Here is a 15,776-nt window from a genome sequence, read left to right on the forward strand (position 1 = left end):
GTCGTGCGCTGCCCACTGGCATGACGACTGCGCACCTGAGCGACACCTTCCGCATCGGCGGGGACCTGCCCGTCCACCGCCTCGGCTACGGAGCCATGCAGCTGCCCGGGCCCGGGGTCTGGGGCGAACCGGCCGACCGTGACGGCGCACTGCGCGTCGTGCGCGCAGCGGTGGACCAGGGCGTCGACTTCATCGACACCGCCGACTCCTACGGCCCTCTGGTCAGCGAGCAGATCATCGCCGAGGCGCTGCAGCCCTACCCGGAGGGCCTGGTCATCGCCACGAAGGCGGGTCTCACCCGCCAGGGCCCCGACGTCTGGACACCGGTCGGCCGGCCCGCCTACCTCAAGCAGCAGGCCGAGCTGTCGCTGCGCCACCTCAAGCTCGAGCGGATCGACCTGTTCCAGCTGCACCGGATCGACCCCGACGTGCCGCTGGCCGACCAGCTGGGCGCGCTGAAGGAGCTGCAGGACGAGGGCAAGATCCGGCACATCGGCCTGTCCGAGGTCTCGGTCGAGCAGCTGACCGAGGCCCGCGGGATCGCCGAGATCGTCAGCGTGCAGAACCTGTACAACCTGACCAACCGCAAGAGCCAGGACGTGCTCGACTACGCGACCGCCGAGAACATCGGCTTCATCCCGTGGTTCCCGATCGCCACGGGCAACCTGGCCGCGCCCGACAGCCCGGTCGCCGACATCGCGAAGGAGCTCGACGCCACGCCGTCCCAGGTGGCACTCGCCTGGCTGCTGCAGAAGAGCCCGGTCGTCCTGCCCATCCCCGGCACCAAGTCCGTCGACCACCTCACCGAGAACATGGGCGCGGCCGCGCTGACCCTCTCCGACGAGGACATGGCCCGCCTGGACGCCCTCGCGTAGGAGCGGACTAACCCCGCTCGCGGTGCGGCAGCCCTCCGGCAGCGACCGGCGGCTGCGCACCGCGCGCCGGGGTGGCCTGTTCGCCCGCCGGGCGGCGGGGCACCAACCCCGCGCGGGGTCGGCTGACCGGGCGGCGTGGCGGCGCCGGCGTCGCCCCGTCGAGCACGAGCAGGTCGCCGAGGGCGGCCAGCCCGATCAGCCGGCGGGTGGCTGACAGAGCTCCCACGATCCGGCACGACCGGTCACCCCGCGCCAGTTCGTGGGTGAACTCCACCAGGGCGTGCAGTCCGGAGACGTCCCAGAACTTGGTGGTCGCGACGTCGACGACGACCTGGCGCGTGCCCAGCAGCGCGGCCTGCTCGAGGGCCTCGGTGATGACCGGAGCCGTGGCGAGGTCCGCCTCACCGGTGAACCGGACCACCACCTGGTCGGGGCCCGGGACGAGCGCGACATTGAGCGACACCAGGCCTCCGGTCGGTGGGGGCGGCCTCCCGGTACTCGAGGGACCGTATTTGGAGGCTAGCCCGGACGGACCGCTCTTCACAACGGAGCGCAACCGTATGACTCCGTTAAGTTTCCCACCGCCCCCCGGCGGCGGCCCCGGGCGGCACACGTCACGATGTCCGGCGTGGACGCCGAAGACTTCCGTCAGGTCCGGGACGCCGTACGCGAGCTCGTGCGCGACTCGGTGATACCGCGCGAGGAGCAGATCGAGGACGAGGACCGCATCCCCGACCAGCTGCGAGCCCAGGCCGCCGAGATGGGCCTGTTCGGCTACGCGCTGCCCGAGGAGTACGGCGGGCTCGGGGTCACGATGAGCGAGGACGTCCAGCTGGCGTTCGAGTTCGGCTACACCACGCCGGCGTTCCGCTCGCTGTTCGGCACCAACAACGGCATCGCCGGCCAGGTGATCGCCAAGTTCGGGAGCGACGAGCAGAAGCGGGCCTATCTCCCGCGGCTGGCCGCCGGTGAGCTCATCGGCTCGTTCGCGCTGACCGAGGCCGAGGCCGGCTCCGACCCCGCGGGGCTGCGGACGACGGCGCGCCGTGACGGCGACGACTGGGTGATCAACGGGAGCAAGCGCTACATCACCAACGCCCCGCTGGCCGACCTGTTCGTCGTCTTCGCCCGCACCGACCCCGAACAGCGCGGCGGCCGCGGCATCTCCAGCTTCGTCGTCGAGACCGCCACACCGGGGGTCACCGTGGGTCCCAGGGACAAGAAGATGGGCCAGTCCGGGGCGTGGACCGCCGAGGTCTTCTTCGACGACGTCCGCGTGCCTGCCTCCGCGCTGATCGGGGAGGAGGGCCGCGGCTACGCGAAGGCGCTGACCGTGCTGTCGCGCGGCCGGCTGCACATCGCGGCGCTCTGCGTCGGCATGGCCCAGCGGGTGCTCGACGAGTCGGTGACCTACGCGGCGACCGCCAAGCAGGGCGGCGCACCGATCGGCCGGTTCCAGCTGGTCCAGGCGATGCTCGCCGACATGCACGCCGAGCTGCTCGCCGGCCGGGCGATGGTGCGGGAGGTCGCGGCCGCCTACGACAGCGGCGAGGACACCTCGGTCGGGCCGTCGTCGGCCAAGCTGTTCTGCACCGAGATGGTGGGCCGGGCGGTCGACCGGGCGGTGCAGGTGCACGGCGGGATGGGTTACCTGCGGACGACGGCCGTCGAGCGTTTCTACCGCGACGCCCGGCTCTTCCGGCTCTACGAGGGCACGAGCGAGGTGCAGCGGGTCATCGTGGGCGGCGCGCTGCTGCGGGAGGCCGGCATGAGAAAGGACCCTCCTGCCCCCCAGCCCTCGCAAGCTCGGGCCGGGACCCTGCAGGAGGGCCGCTGAACGCCGACGAGCGGGAGACCCGTCGCGCGTCGGTCGGCGACCTGGGGGCCGCACTTCGGGAGCTGGTCGACGCCGCTGTGCGCACCGAGGTCCCGCTGCCCGAACTGGCCGAGGCGGCGGAGTCCGCGCGTGCGCTGGCCGCGCGGCTGCGCGCCCAGAGCCGGGACCTGCACGAGATCGCGTCGGTCGACGACCCGGAGATCGGCGAGCGCTGGTACAGCCCGGTCTACGGGCCCGGCAACCCCGTTGCGCCGCCGATGGTCGCCTCGGACTCACCCGACGGCCGCGCGGAGGGCCGGGTCACCCTCGGCAAGGCGCACGAGGGGCCGCCCGGCCTGGTGCACGGCGGCGTCGTCGCCACGCTGCTCGACCACGTGCTGGCCCGTGCGATCCGTGCGGCCGGCCGCGGCGGCCTGACCGCGACGCTCACCGTCACCTACCGCCGCCCGGTGCGGCTGGGCGTCCCGCTCCTCGCCACCGCCGAACTGGGCACCACCGACGGACGGCGGACGACGGCCCGCGGACGGCTCGTGGCGGAGGATGACCCCGGTACGACGCTCGCCGAGGCGGAGGGCCTGTTCGTCGCGCTGCGTCCCGAGCGCGCCGCGGACGTCTTCGCGCGGACCGGCCGCGACGTCGCCGCCTGGACCAGCAGGACCGACTGATGTGCACGGTCGTCGTCCGCTGGGCCGCCGGCCGGTCGCCGCAGATCCTGGCCTGCGCGACGAGCTGACGACGCACGCGTTCGACGGTCGCGGCACGTGGTGGCCGGAGCATCCGGCCCCGTCGGCGGCCGCGACCGCGCCGCGCGCGGCTTGGTGCGCGACCCGGGTCGGGACGGGCGCGACCGCACCGGTGGTCAACCGGCCGCAGAAGGAGACCGCCGAGTCGCAGGCCCCCGCTCGCCGAGATCGCCCGGGATCCGACCGCCTCGTCCGGGGATGACGCCGCCCGGGGGAGTGTCCGAGTCCCCCGGGTTCCGCTACTGTCCGCCTCCCACCATCTGGGAGGGATGTCCTTGGCTGTGCAGCGCGGATGGGTGTCCTACGGGCCCGTTCCCGGTCCCGATGTCGCGGCCGACGCATCGCTGCGGCCGGAATGGGCCGATGTGGGCCGGCTGGCGCGCAGAGGCGTGCGCGCGGTCGTCGACGCCGCCCGGGCCGATGAACGGCCCTCGCTCTCCCGAGTCCTGACCGACCACCTCGGTCCTGAGGCCGCCGCGTTGGACGTCGTCGAGGAGACCTGGCCCGGTTACGACCACGTCAACGTCCAGGCCGGACTGGACGCCTGGCTGGCCGACGGCGGTCGGACGTGGCGCCTGGTCGGCATCGCCGGCTTCCAGCACGTGATCTTCGGGATCGGCGACCTCCTCTCGATGGGAGCTGATCCTTCCCAGTCCTACGGGCTACGACCCGGCAATCCGTCCAGCGTGAACCTCGCCTCAGGCCCTGACGGGAAGGTGCGGCCCTGCGTCCGATGCGGCCTCTACCTCGTGACGGAGGGGGACAGGCGGACGGCGATCCTGCTGCGCGGGTCAGCGCCCGAGATGGGGCAGGACATGGTGTCGGTGCAGATTCTCAGCACCGATGCGGATGCGGCTACGGCAGCCGCCGCGGAGATCCGGTCCGCAGGCCTCGAGCACAACGTGTTCCGTGGACAGGTCCTCTCCTTCGGCACGGACGTGTTCGGCCATGGTCGGTCGCTGCTGCAGTTCCACCGGAGACCGACGATGTCAGCCGACCAGTTGATCCTTCCGCCGGAGACGATCGCTGAAGTGCAGCGCCAGGTCGTGGAGGTGGCGCGACACAAGGATCGGCTGCTGTCGGCCGGGCAGCACCTCAAGCGCGGACTGCTGCTCTACGGGCCGCCCGGGACGGGAAAGACACACACCATCCGGTTCCTGACCAGCCAACTGGCGGGCACGACCGTCTTGGAGCTCACCGGCAACGCCATGCATCTGGTCGCCGAGGCCTGCTCGGTCGCCCGTGCCCTGCAGCCCGCCATGCTCGTCATCGAGGACGTCGATCTGATTGCCGAGGACCGGGGAATGCACCCGGGGCAGCACCCGCTGCTCTTCCAGTTGCTCAACGAGATGGACGGCCTGGCCGAGGACGCCGACGTCGTGTTCGTCCTGACCACCAACCGGGCGGACCTCCTCGAGCCCGCGCTGGCCGCCCGCCCGGGACGGGTCGACCAGGCGGTGGAGATGGCGTTGCCGGGCGCGTCGGCCCGGCGGGCGCTCTTCGAGCTCTACCGCGGCGCCCTGACGGTCGACACCACGGGACTGGACGACGTGATCGCCAGGACCGACGGGGTGACGGCGTCCTTCCTGAAAGAGCTGCTCCGCCGGGCCGCTCTGCTGGCCGCGACCAGGACGGCCGACGACGATCTGACGGTGTCGGCGGAGGACCTGACTGTGGCTCTCGAGGAACTGCTCGACACGCGCAACGCGATGACCCGCACCCTGCTCGGCAGCGCGCCGGGCTGAGGGCCCCTCCCGCGCCGCTCTCCTCGCCACGTAGCCGCCGGCCGACCGCGGACGCCGCGGCGCAGGGTGGCTCCGGTGGTCGCGCGGCGGCTCGCGTGTACGGACCCCGCGCCGGTGCCGCCGACGTCGGGTTCGTGCGCGGGGTCGGCGGCCCGCGAGCGAGGCGGGTTCAGGCCACCGCCACGGACTTCGATGCTCAGGGCGTGAGCGGGGTGCCCGCCGGGCGCAGCAGCGGCCCGGCGCCGCCCTCGCCGCGGCCGAGTGCGGCGACGAAGTCCCGCAACACCTCGTCGCCGCGGTGCACCGGCGCCCAGTCCAGCAGCCTGCGGGCGCGCGTGGTGTCCAGCGCCGGCACCCGGGTGCCGATGTCGACCCAGCCGGGCTCGGTGGGGATGAGGTGCGCGGCGAAGGCAGCCTGCACCGCCGTCCGGACGGCCAGCGCGGGTATCGGCACGCGCCGCGTCCCGAGGGCGTGGGCCAGCGCCCCGGCGTCCATCAGCGGCTCGGCCGCGAGGTTGAACGGGCCGGGCGCGCGCCGGTCGAGGATCCGCACCAGGGCGTCGGCGACGTCGTCGGCATGCACGAACGACACCGCCAGCTGCGGCAGGGGGAGGGGCAGCAGTCGGGCGATCGGCCCGGGCAGCCGCCGCGCCGCCCCGTGGACGAGCGGGCCGAGGAAGTAGCGGCCGATCTCGCTGCCGGCGTCGGGCTGCAGGACCAGGGTCGGCCGGACGACGCTCAGCGTCATGTCCGGGTGGCGGGCGGCGACCTCGCTGACGGCCCGCTCGGCCTCGGATTTGTCGCGGCTGTACTGGGCGCTCGGGATGCCGGTGGTGGGCCAGTCCTCGGTCACGCGCCGGCCGACCGCACCGGGGGCGTAGGCGCCGATCGACGACGTGTGCACGACGTGGGGCACTCCGGCTGCCACGGCGGCACGCACCACGCGGCGGGTGCCGTCGACGTTCACCCGTCGCAGGTCCCCGGGGTGCCGACCGGGTTGCAGCGCCCAGGCGAGGTGCACGACCGCGTCGGCGCCGCCCACGAACTCGGCGAGCGTCGTCTCGCTGGACGGCTCGCCGAGGTCGGCCAGGTACCACCTGACTCCGGCATACGGCGGCACGTCCGGCGGCTGCCGGCGGGCCAGCCCGCGCACTTCGGCGACGCCGGCGTCCGGCGCGGTCAGCCGGCGCAGCAGCGCCGTCCCGAGGTTGCCGCTGGCGCCGGTGACGGCGACCGTGAGGCCACGGAGTCGGTCGCTGGTGAACTCAGCCATGAGCGGCCGCTACCCGCAGCGCCGGCCGGCAACCGGGCGCCTACGTTGAGCGGATGATCCGCGGCGCGCACGTGATCCTCTACAGCACCGACGCCGACGCCGACCGGGCATTCCTGCGGGAGCTGCTCGATCTCCCGACGGCCGACGCCGGTGGGGGCTGGCTGATCCTGCAACTGCCCCCGGCCGAGGTGGCGGTGCACCCCGCGGGAGTCTCCGGGGCCACCGAGCTCTACCTCGTGTGCGACGACATCGAGGAGAGCGTCGCCGAGCTGACCGCGAAAGGCGTGTCGTTCGAGGGGCCGATCAGCGACGAGCGCTGGGGTCGGCTGGCCTCGATCGTGCTGCCCGGCGGCGGTCGGCTCGGCATCTACGAGGCGCGCCACCCCACCGCGTTCGACCTGTAGTCACTCCGGCCGAGGAGCTGCAGTCCCCGCGCGCATGGCCCCGTCCGGAGGCTCGCCGCGAGCTTGCGAGTGGTGAGAGGGACGGGTCCTCTTACCGCTGGGCGGGCAGCCAGCCGGTGAGCCCGGCCGGTCGGTGTACTCGAGGACGCGCACCCGCTCGTTCTCGAAGACGACCGCGTAGTGGTCCGGGTTGGTCTCCACGGGATCCAGGGTCATGGCCGGTCACTGTGCCGGGCCCGCGGCGGGCTGACCAGGTCGGTCGCCGCCGTCCTCCCGGGACTTTCTGTACCGGAAGTCCCTAGGGGGTGGTGACGTGGGCCGTGACCAGTTCGCCGACGCGGTCGGGGGCGAGCTCGGGGATCCAGTGCGAGATGCCCTCGAGCACCTCCAGCCGGTACGGGGCGTCCACGAACGCGGCGGTGGCGTCGATGCCGGCGCGGCCGAGGAAGGCGTCGCCGGTGCTCCACACGTGCAGCGTCGGCACCCGCACGGTGCCCACCCGGTCGCCGCCGCTCAGCGGCAGCGCTCGGTACCAGCCGAGCATCGCGCTCAGTGCGCCCGGCTCGCGCATGCGGGACACGTAGTGCGCGGCTGCCTCGCGGGAGAGGCCTCCGCCACGCAGCATCCGGTGCAAGGGTGCCCCGCCGCGGGAGAGCAGCAGCCGCTCGGGCAGGACCGGCAGCTGGAACGCCAGCATGTAGTACGACCGGAACGCCTGGTCGCTGGTCACCATCACCTTCGCCATCGCCGCCGGGTGCGGCACCGACAGCACGGTGAGCGTGCGCACCCGGTCGGGGTGCCAGGCTCCCAGCGCCCAGGCGACCATGCCGCCCCAGTCGTGGCCGACGACGTGCGCGCTCTCCAGCCCGGCGGCGTCGAGCAGGGCGAGGACGTCGGCCGTGGTCTCGCGCAGGCGATAGCTCCCGCGACCGCGGGGGCGCGCCATCGGCGAGCAGCCGCGCTGGTCGGGCGCGAGCGTGCGCAGGCCCACCTCGTGCAGCGCCGGTGCCACCCCGTCCCAGGCCCGGGAGTCCTGGGGGAAGCCGTGCAGCAGGACGACGGGCTCGCCGTCGGGCGGTCCCGCGTCCCGGACGTCGAAGGTCAGGCCGTCGCGCCGGAAGCTGTCCACGGCGTCATCCTGCCGCGAGGGATCAGCTGTCCGACGTCCCGGGTCCGTCAGCCAGCAGGAGGTACAGGGCGCGGCGCGCGTCGGCGATGATGCCGGCGGCGGCGGTCCGCTGGGCCTCGGTGCCCGTGCGGGCCACCTGGCGGATCGCGCCGTGCAGCTGCTCCACGAGGGCGCGCAGGTCGGTCGCAGGATTCCCGGCGGGGAAGCTCTCGAACGGGTTTCCCAGCGACGCGACGTGCTCGCGGCCGGCGTCGGTGAGCGTGACCAGCTTGCGGCCGGCGTCGGCGGTGACGGTGACCAGGCCCTCGTCCTCCAGCTGGCTGATCGTCGGGTAGATCGCCCCCGGGCTGGGGGTCCACCGGCCGCCACTGCGCTCGGCGATCGCCTGCATGAGCTGGTAGCCGTGCATCGGCTGCTCGGCGAGGAGCAGCAGGGTGGCGGCCCGGACGTCGCCGCGTGGCGCTCGTCCGCGTCCGCCGCGGTGCCGGCGGACGCCCGGGCCCTCCGGCGGGAAGGGGCGACCCCCGCGGGGGTGGTGGTGGCGGTGGCCGGCGAACGGGCCACCTCGGTCGTGCTCGGAATGGGGGTGCATGGATTGCCTCCTGTTGTATCGAATGACAGTAACGATACATCGCTACTGTCATTCGTCAATCGCCTTCGCGAGAGGCTGTCACGATGGGGGAGTGACCGAGGAGCTGATCGTCCTGGTGGACGACGAGGGCCGGGCGATCGGCAGCATGCCCAAGCGGCTGGTGCACCACGGCGAGACGCCGCTGCACCGGGCCTTCTCCGCCTACCTCTTCGACGACGCCGGCCGCCTGCTGGTCACCCGCCGCGCGGCGGGCAAGCAGACGTTCCCCGGGATGTGGACCAACACGGTGTGCGGCCACCCCGGGCCGGGCGAGGACGACGCCACCGCGATCGCCCGGCGGGCCCGGTTCGAGCTCGGCCTGGAGGTCGCCGACGTCCGCCCCGTCCTGCCCGGCTATCGGTACCGCGCGGAGTTCCGCGGCGTGGTGGAGAACGAGATCTGCCCCGTCTACGTCGGCCGGTTCGTCGGCACCCCCGCGCCCGACGCCACCGAGGTGGGGGAGTGGGCGCTGCTGGAGTGGTCGGCCTTCCGCGCGCGGCAGGAGGCCGAGGGCGACGACGCCTGGTCGCCGTGGTGCCGCGAGCAGGCGATGCTGATCGAGGCCGAGGGTCTGCTGCCCACGGCCTGACCGGTGGTCAGCTGGCCGACGCGAGCTCCGCGTGCGGTCCCGCATCGATGGCGGTGCGTACCGGCGAGGCGATGGCCGGCCAGTGCCGCGCGGAGATGACCGCGCTGGCGGCGTCGGCCTCGATCGGCCGCGAGAACAGGTAGCCCTGGGCGATGTCGCAGCCCAGCGCGGCGACCGTCTCCGACTGCTGCTCGGTCTCGATGCCCTCGGCGACGGTGAGCAGGCCCAGGGTGTTGGCCAGCTCCACGATCGCGCGGGTGATGACGTCGTCGTGGGCGTCGCGGCCGAGGCCGTCGACGAACTCGCGGGCGACCTTGAGCATGTCGATCGGGAAGCGCCGCAGGTAGGCCAGCGACGAGTACCCGGTACCGAAGTCGTCGATCGCGATGCGCACGCCCAGGCCCTTGAGCAGCCACAGCGTGGCGGCGGCGGCGTCCCGGTCGTGCATGAGGACGGTCTCGGTGATCTCGAGGACGAGCCGGTGCGGCTCCAGCCCGGAGGCGTCCAGCGCGGCCCGGACCTGGTCGACGATCGCGTCGTCGGCCACCTGCCGCGCCGAGAGGTTCACGGTGACCAGCAGGTCGTCGTGGCCCGGCGTCTCGGCGACCCAGCGGGCGGCCTGGAAGCAGGCGTCGTTGAGCACCAGGGCGCCGATCTCGGTGATCAGGCCGCTGTCCTCGGCCAGTCCGATGAACTGGTCGGGCGACCGCAGGCCGTCCACCGGGTGCTCCCAGCGGACCAGGGCCTCGGCGCCGATGGGGCGACCGGTGCGCATGTCGATGAGCGGCTGGTAGACCGTGCGCATCTCGCCCGCCCGGATGGCGGCGGCCAGCTCGGCGGTCGAGTCCGTGCGGCTGACCGCCGTGTCGCCCAGGCCGGGCTCGTAGATGAGGAAGTCGCTGCTCAGGGCGCGCTTGGCCGCATACATCGCGATGTCGGCCTTGCGGACCAGCCCGTCGGCGTCGGTCGTCATGTCGCCCAGGGCGACACCGATGCTCGCGCCCACGGTGGTGACGACGCCGTCGCCGAGCAGGATCGGGACGTCGAGCTGCGCACGGACGCGCTCGACGACGCGGGCGACGCCGAACCTGTCGACCGGCCCGTTGAGCAGGACGACGAACTCGTCACCGCCGAGCCGGGCCGCGGTGTCGGCCGGGCGCAGGCAGCCGCGCAGCCGGTCGGCGACCGTGCGCAGGAGCACGTCGCCGGCCTCGTGCCCGAACGTGTCGTTGACCGGCTTGAAGCCGTCGAGGTCGAGGTACAGCACCGCCGGCCAGATGCCGGTGCGGCCCGCGGTGTCGACCGAGTGCCGGACGCGGTCGAGGAACAGGGTGCGGTTGGGCAGCCCGGTCAGCGGGTCGTGCATGGCCTGGTGGCGCAGCTGCTCCTTGAGGTCGGTCACCTGGCGGAGGTTCTCCTCCAGGCGTCCGCGCTCGAGGGAGGTCGCGACGTGCCGGGCGAAGGTGTCCAGCAGCGCGAGGTCGCGCGAGGTGAAGGTGGTGACGTCACCGATGCGGCCACCGACGAGCAGCAGCCCGTGCACGCGGTCCTCCGTGCGCAGCGCCGCGGCGACGGCGTCCTTCACGCCCCGGCCGGCGGCGTAGGTGTCCAGGTGGGTGCCGGTGCCGGTGCCGGTGCGCGTGGTCAGCGCCCCGGAGGCGGTCGCCAGGCGGAGGAGGCGGTGGGCCTCCTCGGGGTCCTCGAGGTGCGCCATGACGACGGCGTCCTCGCCCTCGCGGCTGCGGCTCACGGTCGCGCCGTCGCGGCCGGCGGGGCCGAGCAGCACGAGCTCGGCCATCTCGGCGCGGAAGGCCGAGCGCACCGAGTCGAGGAAGTCGCCCAGGGCCTCCTGGGTGTCGCCGGCGTGCAGCAGCGACGTCACCTCGTGCAGCAGCCGCAGGTTGTCCTGCTGCTCCTTGGCGCCCGTGTAGGCGCGGTAGGCGACGACGATCAGGATCGTCGGGAGCGCGAGCAGCGCGAGCGCCGCCGGGTCGTTGACGACGGTGCGCGCCACGACGAGCCCCATGCCCGCCGAGCCGAGCGCGAACGGGACGGACAGGCCGAGGAGCTCCACGAGCTGCCGCAGGTCGGCGCGGCCCTCGAGGATGATCATGATGCCGAAGATGCAGATGTCGGCGGTCAGGGTCGCGGCCAGGACGGCGATCAGGGCGGCCAGCCAGTCGAGGTGGCTGCCGAGCCCGGCCGACAGGGTGTGGAACACGACGAGCGCGACGCCGGCGTTCAGCGCGTACTCGGCGACGTTGAAGACGAGCTTGATGCCGGTCTGACGGCGGTGCAGCAGGAGCGCGGCACCGGCGCCGAGCGCCATCGCCGTCACCAGCTGGACCGGGGTCGCCAGGAAGAGCGCGACGGCCAGCACGAGGTCGCCCATGGAGAAGCTGTGGGCGTCGCGCTTCCACTGCCAGTGGACGACCAGCACCTCACCGGCGGCGAAGGCCGCCGCCCAGAGCACCCACGGCAGGTTCAGGGCCGTGGGGGCTCCGGGAAGCGAGCGGACGACGATGACGAACAGCGCCACCGCGGCCACTGCCACGGTCGCAGTGAGCAGCATGATCCGCTGGGACGGCGTGAGCCGGCCCAGCAGGTTGTTCTGCACGGCGGGAGCGCCGTTCGTCATCGTCGTCATCAGGTCACGACCAGGTGACGCCGGACCAGGTCACGCCGGACCAGGTGACCCCGGACCACGTGACGCCGGACCAGGTGACCCCGGACCACGTGACGCCGGACCAGGTCACGCCGGACCAGGTGACCCCGGACCACGTGACGCCGGACCAGGTCACGCCGGACCAGGTGACCCCGGACCACGTGACGCCGTTCCAGTTCGTCCCGTTCTTGAGACCGGCGGCGAAGTTCGAAGCGTTGAAGCTCCGACCACGGACGTCGACCTCACCGCGGACCTCACGGCCCCCGACCTTGACGTGGACCGAACCACGCGAGAGCTCCAGGGAACCCACACCCGTGGAGACCGCGAAGGACTGCTTCGCGTTCGCCGGGGTGGCGGTGTCCTTGGCCTTCGCCAGGTTCACCAGACCCGCGCCCTGCTGCGCCGTGGTGGCGCCCGGTACGGCCGAAGCCGACCCGGTGAGGAGAGCCTTGACCTGGTCCGGGGTGAGCGACGGACGCTGCGAGATGAGCAGCGCCGCGGCACCCGAGACCACGGCGGCAGCCTGCGAGGTGCCGCTGCCACGGAAGAGCCGCTCCCCGATGCGGGCAGCCGGGTACGTCTGGTCCAGGTAGGACCCGGCCGCACGCAGGCCGACCACCTTCTCGCCAGGAGCGACGAGATCGGCGTGGCGAGTGCCATCGCCGCTGTTGGAGAACGAGGAGATGACGTCGTCCGCCGTGGTGGCCGTGCCGTTGGCGTTGTTGCTGCCGACGGCGATCAGGTACGGGTCGTAGGCCGGGTTGTTGACCTTCGTGCTGAAGCCCTCGTTGCCGACGGCGACGACCACGACGATGCCCTTGTGCCAGGCCTGCTCGGCCGCGTAGGCCAGCGGGTCGAGCAGGTAGTCCTGGACACCGTCGGTGCCGAACGACATGTTCAGCACCCGGATGTTCAGACCGTTCTTGTTGCGGTTCTGAACCACCCAGTCGATGGCCGCGATGGCCTGCGAGACGTCGGTCTGCCCCTGGGCGTCAGCGATCTTGACACTGACGATCCGGGAGTCGGGAGCCATGCCGACGAAGTCGGTCTTGTTCCCGCTGACGGTGGTCGCGGCGGTGTCGCGCCCAGCGATGATGCTGGACATGGCCGTGCCGTGACCGTAGGTGTCGAGGTTCTTCGTCGAGCCGTTGTTCTCGATCGTCAGGTCAGGGCCGTTGACGATCTTGCCCTTCAGGCCGTCGACCGGGACGACGCCCGAGTCGATGACCGCGACGTCGACGCCCTTGCCCGTGTAGCCGGCATCCCACATCGCCGAGGCACCGGTGACCTGGTTCGCCAGCGTGTACATGGAGCCGGCCTGGGCCACCTGCGACTCGACATCGGTGCTCTGCAGAGCGAGCCCCGCGTCCTCGGTGACCGAGGCGACGCCCGCGACACCGCGGAGCGCGTCGAGACGGTCGGCCGGCACCTTGGCGGTGAACCCGCCCATGATGCCGAGCTCGCGTCCGACGGAACCGCCGAATGCCGACACCGCGCGCTCGGGCGCGTTACCGGCACCGTCGAGCTCGCGGACGATGACCGACACCTTGTCGGCCGACGAGGCGGTCGCCGTGGTCGCCGCGGATGCGGCGGTCGGAGCGGCCAGCCCAGCCACCACGAACGTGGCGGCAGCGACGGTCATGGCCCGTCGCGCGAAGGGGACTCCGCCCCAGGTGACGCCGTAGTCCGGCGCAACCGGAGCGGTGGATCCCCGCTGATTGCTGATCATGCAGTGCACCTCCTTGTGGAACTCGGACTTCCTTGTGCGTGATTACTTCGACACGGAGTGTGAGCAGCTGAATGGACCGAGTACATGAAGTGCGCCAAGGTCCCCCCGACGGGGTGAGGTCCAGATCACGACGCTGCGTGGCTTTGATATAGCGCACGGTGACGGTTGTGATTACGTACCGGAGTCGTCCGATGACCCTCCGAACCTCTTCGGCGCGTCCTGGCGGTGCTGCCGCGCGGTGCTGACCTGCGGATCTACGGTCCCGCGGTGGAACGCAGACAGTTCCTCGTCGCCCTCGCCGCAGGCCTGGCGTGCGTTGCGGTGGGCCACGAGATGCCGGATCCGGTGCACGTGCGCGCCGCCCCTCGGCCGGCGCCGGTTCCCCCTCGGCGGACGCCCGTTCCGGCTGCCGCGGTCCACTCCGCGGGCCCGCCCGGCCGGGTTCCGGCGACCCCGCCGGTGGGCGTCGTCCGCGCGCTGCCGGAACCGGGCGCCGACCTGGCGCTGACCGTCGACGACGGCACGAGCACCGAGGTCGTCGCCGCCTTCGCCGCGTTCGCGAAGGACAGCGGGGTGCGGCTCACCTTCTTCCCCAACGGCTGCTACAGGTCGTGGGCGGAGAACGCGGCCGAGCTCCGGCCCCTGGTCGACGCGGGGCAGGTGGCGTTCGGCAACCACACCTGGTCGCACGCCGACCTGACCACCCTCGGCGACGCGGAGGCGGCCGACGAGATCCGCCGGAACCAGGCGTTCCTGCGCACCACGTTCGGCGTCCGCGACAGCCCGTTCCTCCGGCCCCCGTACGGCGCACGCAACGAGCGCATCGACCGGATCGCGGCGGACCTCGGACACCCGACGATCGCGATGTGGAACGGCACCCTCGAGGACTCCCGCGTGCTGACCGCCGAGGAGGTGCTCGCCGCGGCGCGCCAGTGGTTCACCGCCGGGCGGATCGTCGTCGGGCACGCCAACCACCCGGCGGTCACCACGGTGTACGGAGATCTGCTGGCGATCATCGCGGAGCGCGGGCTGCGGACCGTGACCCTCGCCGACGTGTGGGCCACCCCGGCGCAGCGGCTGCGCGGGGCCGCCGCGACGGGTCGTGCCGCCCCCGGTTGACGCCGTCCCGAGAGGCGCGCAGCCGCGAAGTCCTGAAGGCTGAGGGGCAGCAGCCGGGGGGACGGCGTCGCGGGCCGGGTCGTGCTGGGTCTGAACTTCCCTCGGGCGAGCGCGCCGATGAGGAGGGCAGCATGAGCATGGCCGGCCGGGACGGCACGGACCCCGACAGCACGCTTCCCGAGAGCGGGATGGACTCCGGCTCCGACGCCGGGGAACCGGGAGGTCACCTGGGTCCCGGGGATCTGGCCCCCGACGAGGAGCGCCTGCTCGCCGCGCTCGAGCGGGATGCGAAGGGTCTGCGCGAGCCCTCCGTCGAGGAGTCGCTGGCCCAGCTGCGCGCGGCGGAGGACGACGGGCCGCTGCCCGGTCAGGGCGGCGATCCGGACGACGGTCTGACGCCCCGGTTCACCGCGCCGGATCTGGAATAGCCCGCCCCTCAGAGCGCGACGGGCGCGGGGCGGCACCACGCGGCGAGGGACCGGAAGGTGTTCGTCGCGGCGGCCAGCATGACCGCCGGATCACCGCCCCGGGCCACCCGTGCCCGCGTGGCCCGGCGGAAGGCGTGCCACATCGCGCCGGTCCGCGCGCCGTAGGGGCAGAAGGCGTGCAGCCGGACGCCGTCGAGACCGGGCAGCGTCGCGAGGTGGCGGTCGATGAACGTGCCGCCGAGGGTCGAGCCCTCGAGGACGTAGAGACGGCCGAGCGCCTCGTCGGTGCCGGTGACCGCTGCGAGCACGGGCTCGCCGTCGGCGGGGACGGCCCCGAGCGCGCGCAGATCGGCCGCGAACAGGTCCGCCCTCCGCCGGGCGGTCCACGTGACCGATTCGGCGTCCGCGGGCTCGTGCCTGGCCCACTCGTCGAGCCCCTGCTCGGCGGTCCGCCAGAACCCGTGCATGCGGTCGAGCACGCCGATCAACCGGGACCGGCCCAACCCCGGGTCGAGCAGATCGAGGGTGCGCTCCAGGGATTCGTGCTCGGCCGCGGTACCGGCGCGCAGCAGGTGCAGCACGTCCGGTTCCGCAGCCATCGCCTCGAGC

The 15,776-nt window shown here is 73.0% G+C and carries 15 protein-coding genes; 8 read left to right on the forward strand and 7 right to left on the reverse strand.

Annotation, left to right across the window (positions count from 1 at the left end; translation table 11 throughout):
- The first annotated feature begins 20 nt into the window (after positions 1-20).
- Positions 21-875 carry an aldo/keto reductase gene (locus AC2H4J_RS08295; RefSeq protein ID WP_487464391.1) on the forward strand — a complete coding sequence of 285 codons (855 nt, stop codon included), beginning with the start codon at positions 21-23 and terminating at the stop codon, positions 873-875.
- Between the two features lie 7 nt (positions 876-882).
- Here the strand turns inward: AC2H4J_RS08295 and AC2H4J_RS08300 are convergent, their stop codons facing one another.
- A complete protein-coding gene (locus tag AC2H4J_RS08300) occupies positions 883-1,338 on the reverse strand; it encodes an STAS domain-containing protein (protein ID WP_487464392.1) in 456 nt (151 codons plus the stop codon).
- A gap of 156 nt (positions 1,339-1,494) precedes the next feature.
- Between AC2H4J_RS08300 and AC2H4J_RS08305 the strand changes: the two genes are divergently transcribed.
- From AC2H4J_RS08305 to AC2H4J_RS08315, 3 genes are all read left to right on the forward strand, one after another.
- Positions 1,495-2,712: an acyl-CoA dehydrogenase family protein gene (locus AC2H4J_RS08305; protein ID WP_487464393.1), complete on the forward strand. Its 1,218-nt coding sequence runs from the start codon at positions 1,495-1,497 to the stop codon at positions 2,710-2,712.
- A gap of 77 nt (positions 2,713-2,789) precedes the next feature.
- The gene (locus tag AC2H4J_RS08310; protein ID WP_487464394.1) at positions 2,790-3,377 is read left to right on the forward strand and encodes a PaaI family thioesterase; all 588 of its coding nucleotides are present in this window, start codon (positions 2,790-2,792) and stop codon (positions 3,375-3,377) included.
- Between the two features lie 347 nt (positions 3,378-3,724).
- On the forward strand, positions 3,725-5,200 hold the full coding sequence (locus AC2H4J_RS08315) for an ATP-binding protein (RefSeq protein ID WP_487464395.1): 1,476 nt from the start codon (positions 3,725-3,727) through the stop codon (positions 5,198-5,200).
- Positions 5,201-5,396: 196 nt separating this feature from the next.
- On the opposite strand, the gene AC2H4J_RS08320 is transcribed toward AC2H4J_RS08315, so the two are convergent.
- Positions 5,397-6,473, reverse strand: coding sequence for an NAD-dependent epimerase/dehydratase family protein (locus AC2H4J_RS08320; protein WP_487464396.1), 1,077 nt, complete (start codon positions 6,471-6,473; stop codon positions 5,397-5,399).
- Between the two features lie 53 nt (positions 6,474-6,526).
- Here AC2H4J_RS08320 and AC2H4J_RS08325 point away from each other — a divergent pair, with 53 nt between their 5' ends.
- On the forward strand, positions 6,527-6,877 hold the full coding sequence (locus AC2H4J_RS08325; RefSeq protein ID WP_487464397.1) for a VOC family protein: 351 nt from the start codon (positions 6,527-6,529) through the stop codon (positions 6,875-6,877).
- Positions 6,878-7,175: 298 nt separating this feature from the next.
- On the opposite strand, the gene AC2H4J_RS08330 is transcribed toward AC2H4J_RS08325, so the two are convergent.
- A complete protein-coding gene (locus AC2H4J_RS08330; protein WP_487464398.1) occupies positions 7,176-8,006 on the reverse strand; it encodes an alpha/beta fold hydrolase in 831 nt (276 codons plus the stop codon).
- Positions 8,007-8,028: 22 nt separating this feature from the next.
- Positions 8,029-8,598: a PadR family transcriptional regulator gene (locus AC2H4J_RS08335; RefSeq protein ID WP_487464399.1), complete on the reverse strand. Its 570-nt coding sequence runs from the start codon at positions 8,596-8,598 to the stop codon at positions 8,029-8,031.
- A gap of 91 nt (positions 8,599-8,689) precedes the next feature.
- On the opposite strand from AC2H4J_RS08335, the gene idi reads away from it, so the two are divergent.
- Positions 8,690-9,226 (forward strand): isopentenyl-diphosphate Delta-isomerase, encoded by a 537-nt coding sequence (gene idi / locus AC2H4J_RS08340; protein ID WP_487464400.1) that lies wholly within the window; start codon positions 8,690-8,692, stop codon positions 9,224-9,226.
- 7 nt (positions 9,227-9,233) lie between these two features.
- Here the strand turns inward: idi and AC2H4J_RS08345 are convergent, their stop codons facing one another.
- Together AC2H4J_RS08345 and AC2H4J_RS08350 are read right to left on the reverse strand one after the other, a co-directional pair.
- A complete protein-coding gene (locus AC2H4J_RS08345) occupies positions 9,234-11,873 on the reverse strand; it encodes a putative bifunctional diguanylate cyclase/phosphodiesterase (protein WP_487464401.1) in 2,640 nt (879 codons plus the stop codon).
- 4 nt (positions 11,874-11,877) lie between these two features.
- Entirely contained in the window at positions 11,878-13,620 is a 1,743-nt protein-coding gene (locus tag AC2H4J_RS08350) for a S8 family serine peptidase (RefSeq protein WP_487464402.1), read from the reverse strand.
- Between the two features lie 267 nt (positions 13,621-13,887).
- Between AC2H4J_RS08350 and AC2H4J_RS08355 the strand changes: the two genes are divergently transcribed.
- A complete protein-coding gene (locus AC2H4J_RS08355) occupies positions 13,888-14,739 on the forward strand; it encodes a polysaccharide deacetylase family protein (RefSeq protein ID WP_487464403.1) in 852 nt (283 codons plus the stop codon).
- A gap of 131 nt (positions 14,740-14,870) precedes the next feature.
- The gene (locus AC2H4J_RS08360) at positions 14,871-15,167 is read left to right on the forward strand and encodes a hypothetical protein (RefSeq protein ID WP_487464404.1); all 297 of its coding nucleotides are present in this window, start codon (positions 14,871-14,873) and stop codon (positions 15,165-15,167) included.
- An 8-nt stretch (positions 15,168-15,175) separates the two neighbouring features.
- Here AC2H4J_RS08360 and AC2H4J_RS08365 read toward each other — a convergent pair whose 3' ends face one another.
- Complete coding sequence (locus AC2H4J_RS08365; RefSeq protein WP_487464405.1) at positions 15,176-15,766, reverse strand: biliverdin-producing heme oxygenase; 591 nt, start codon at positions 15,764-15,766, stop codon at positions 15,176-15,178.
- Between the last annotated feature and the right edge of the window lie 10 nt (positions 15,767-15,776).

Source organism: Blastococcus sp. OS1-29 (genome assembly GCF_057628075.1).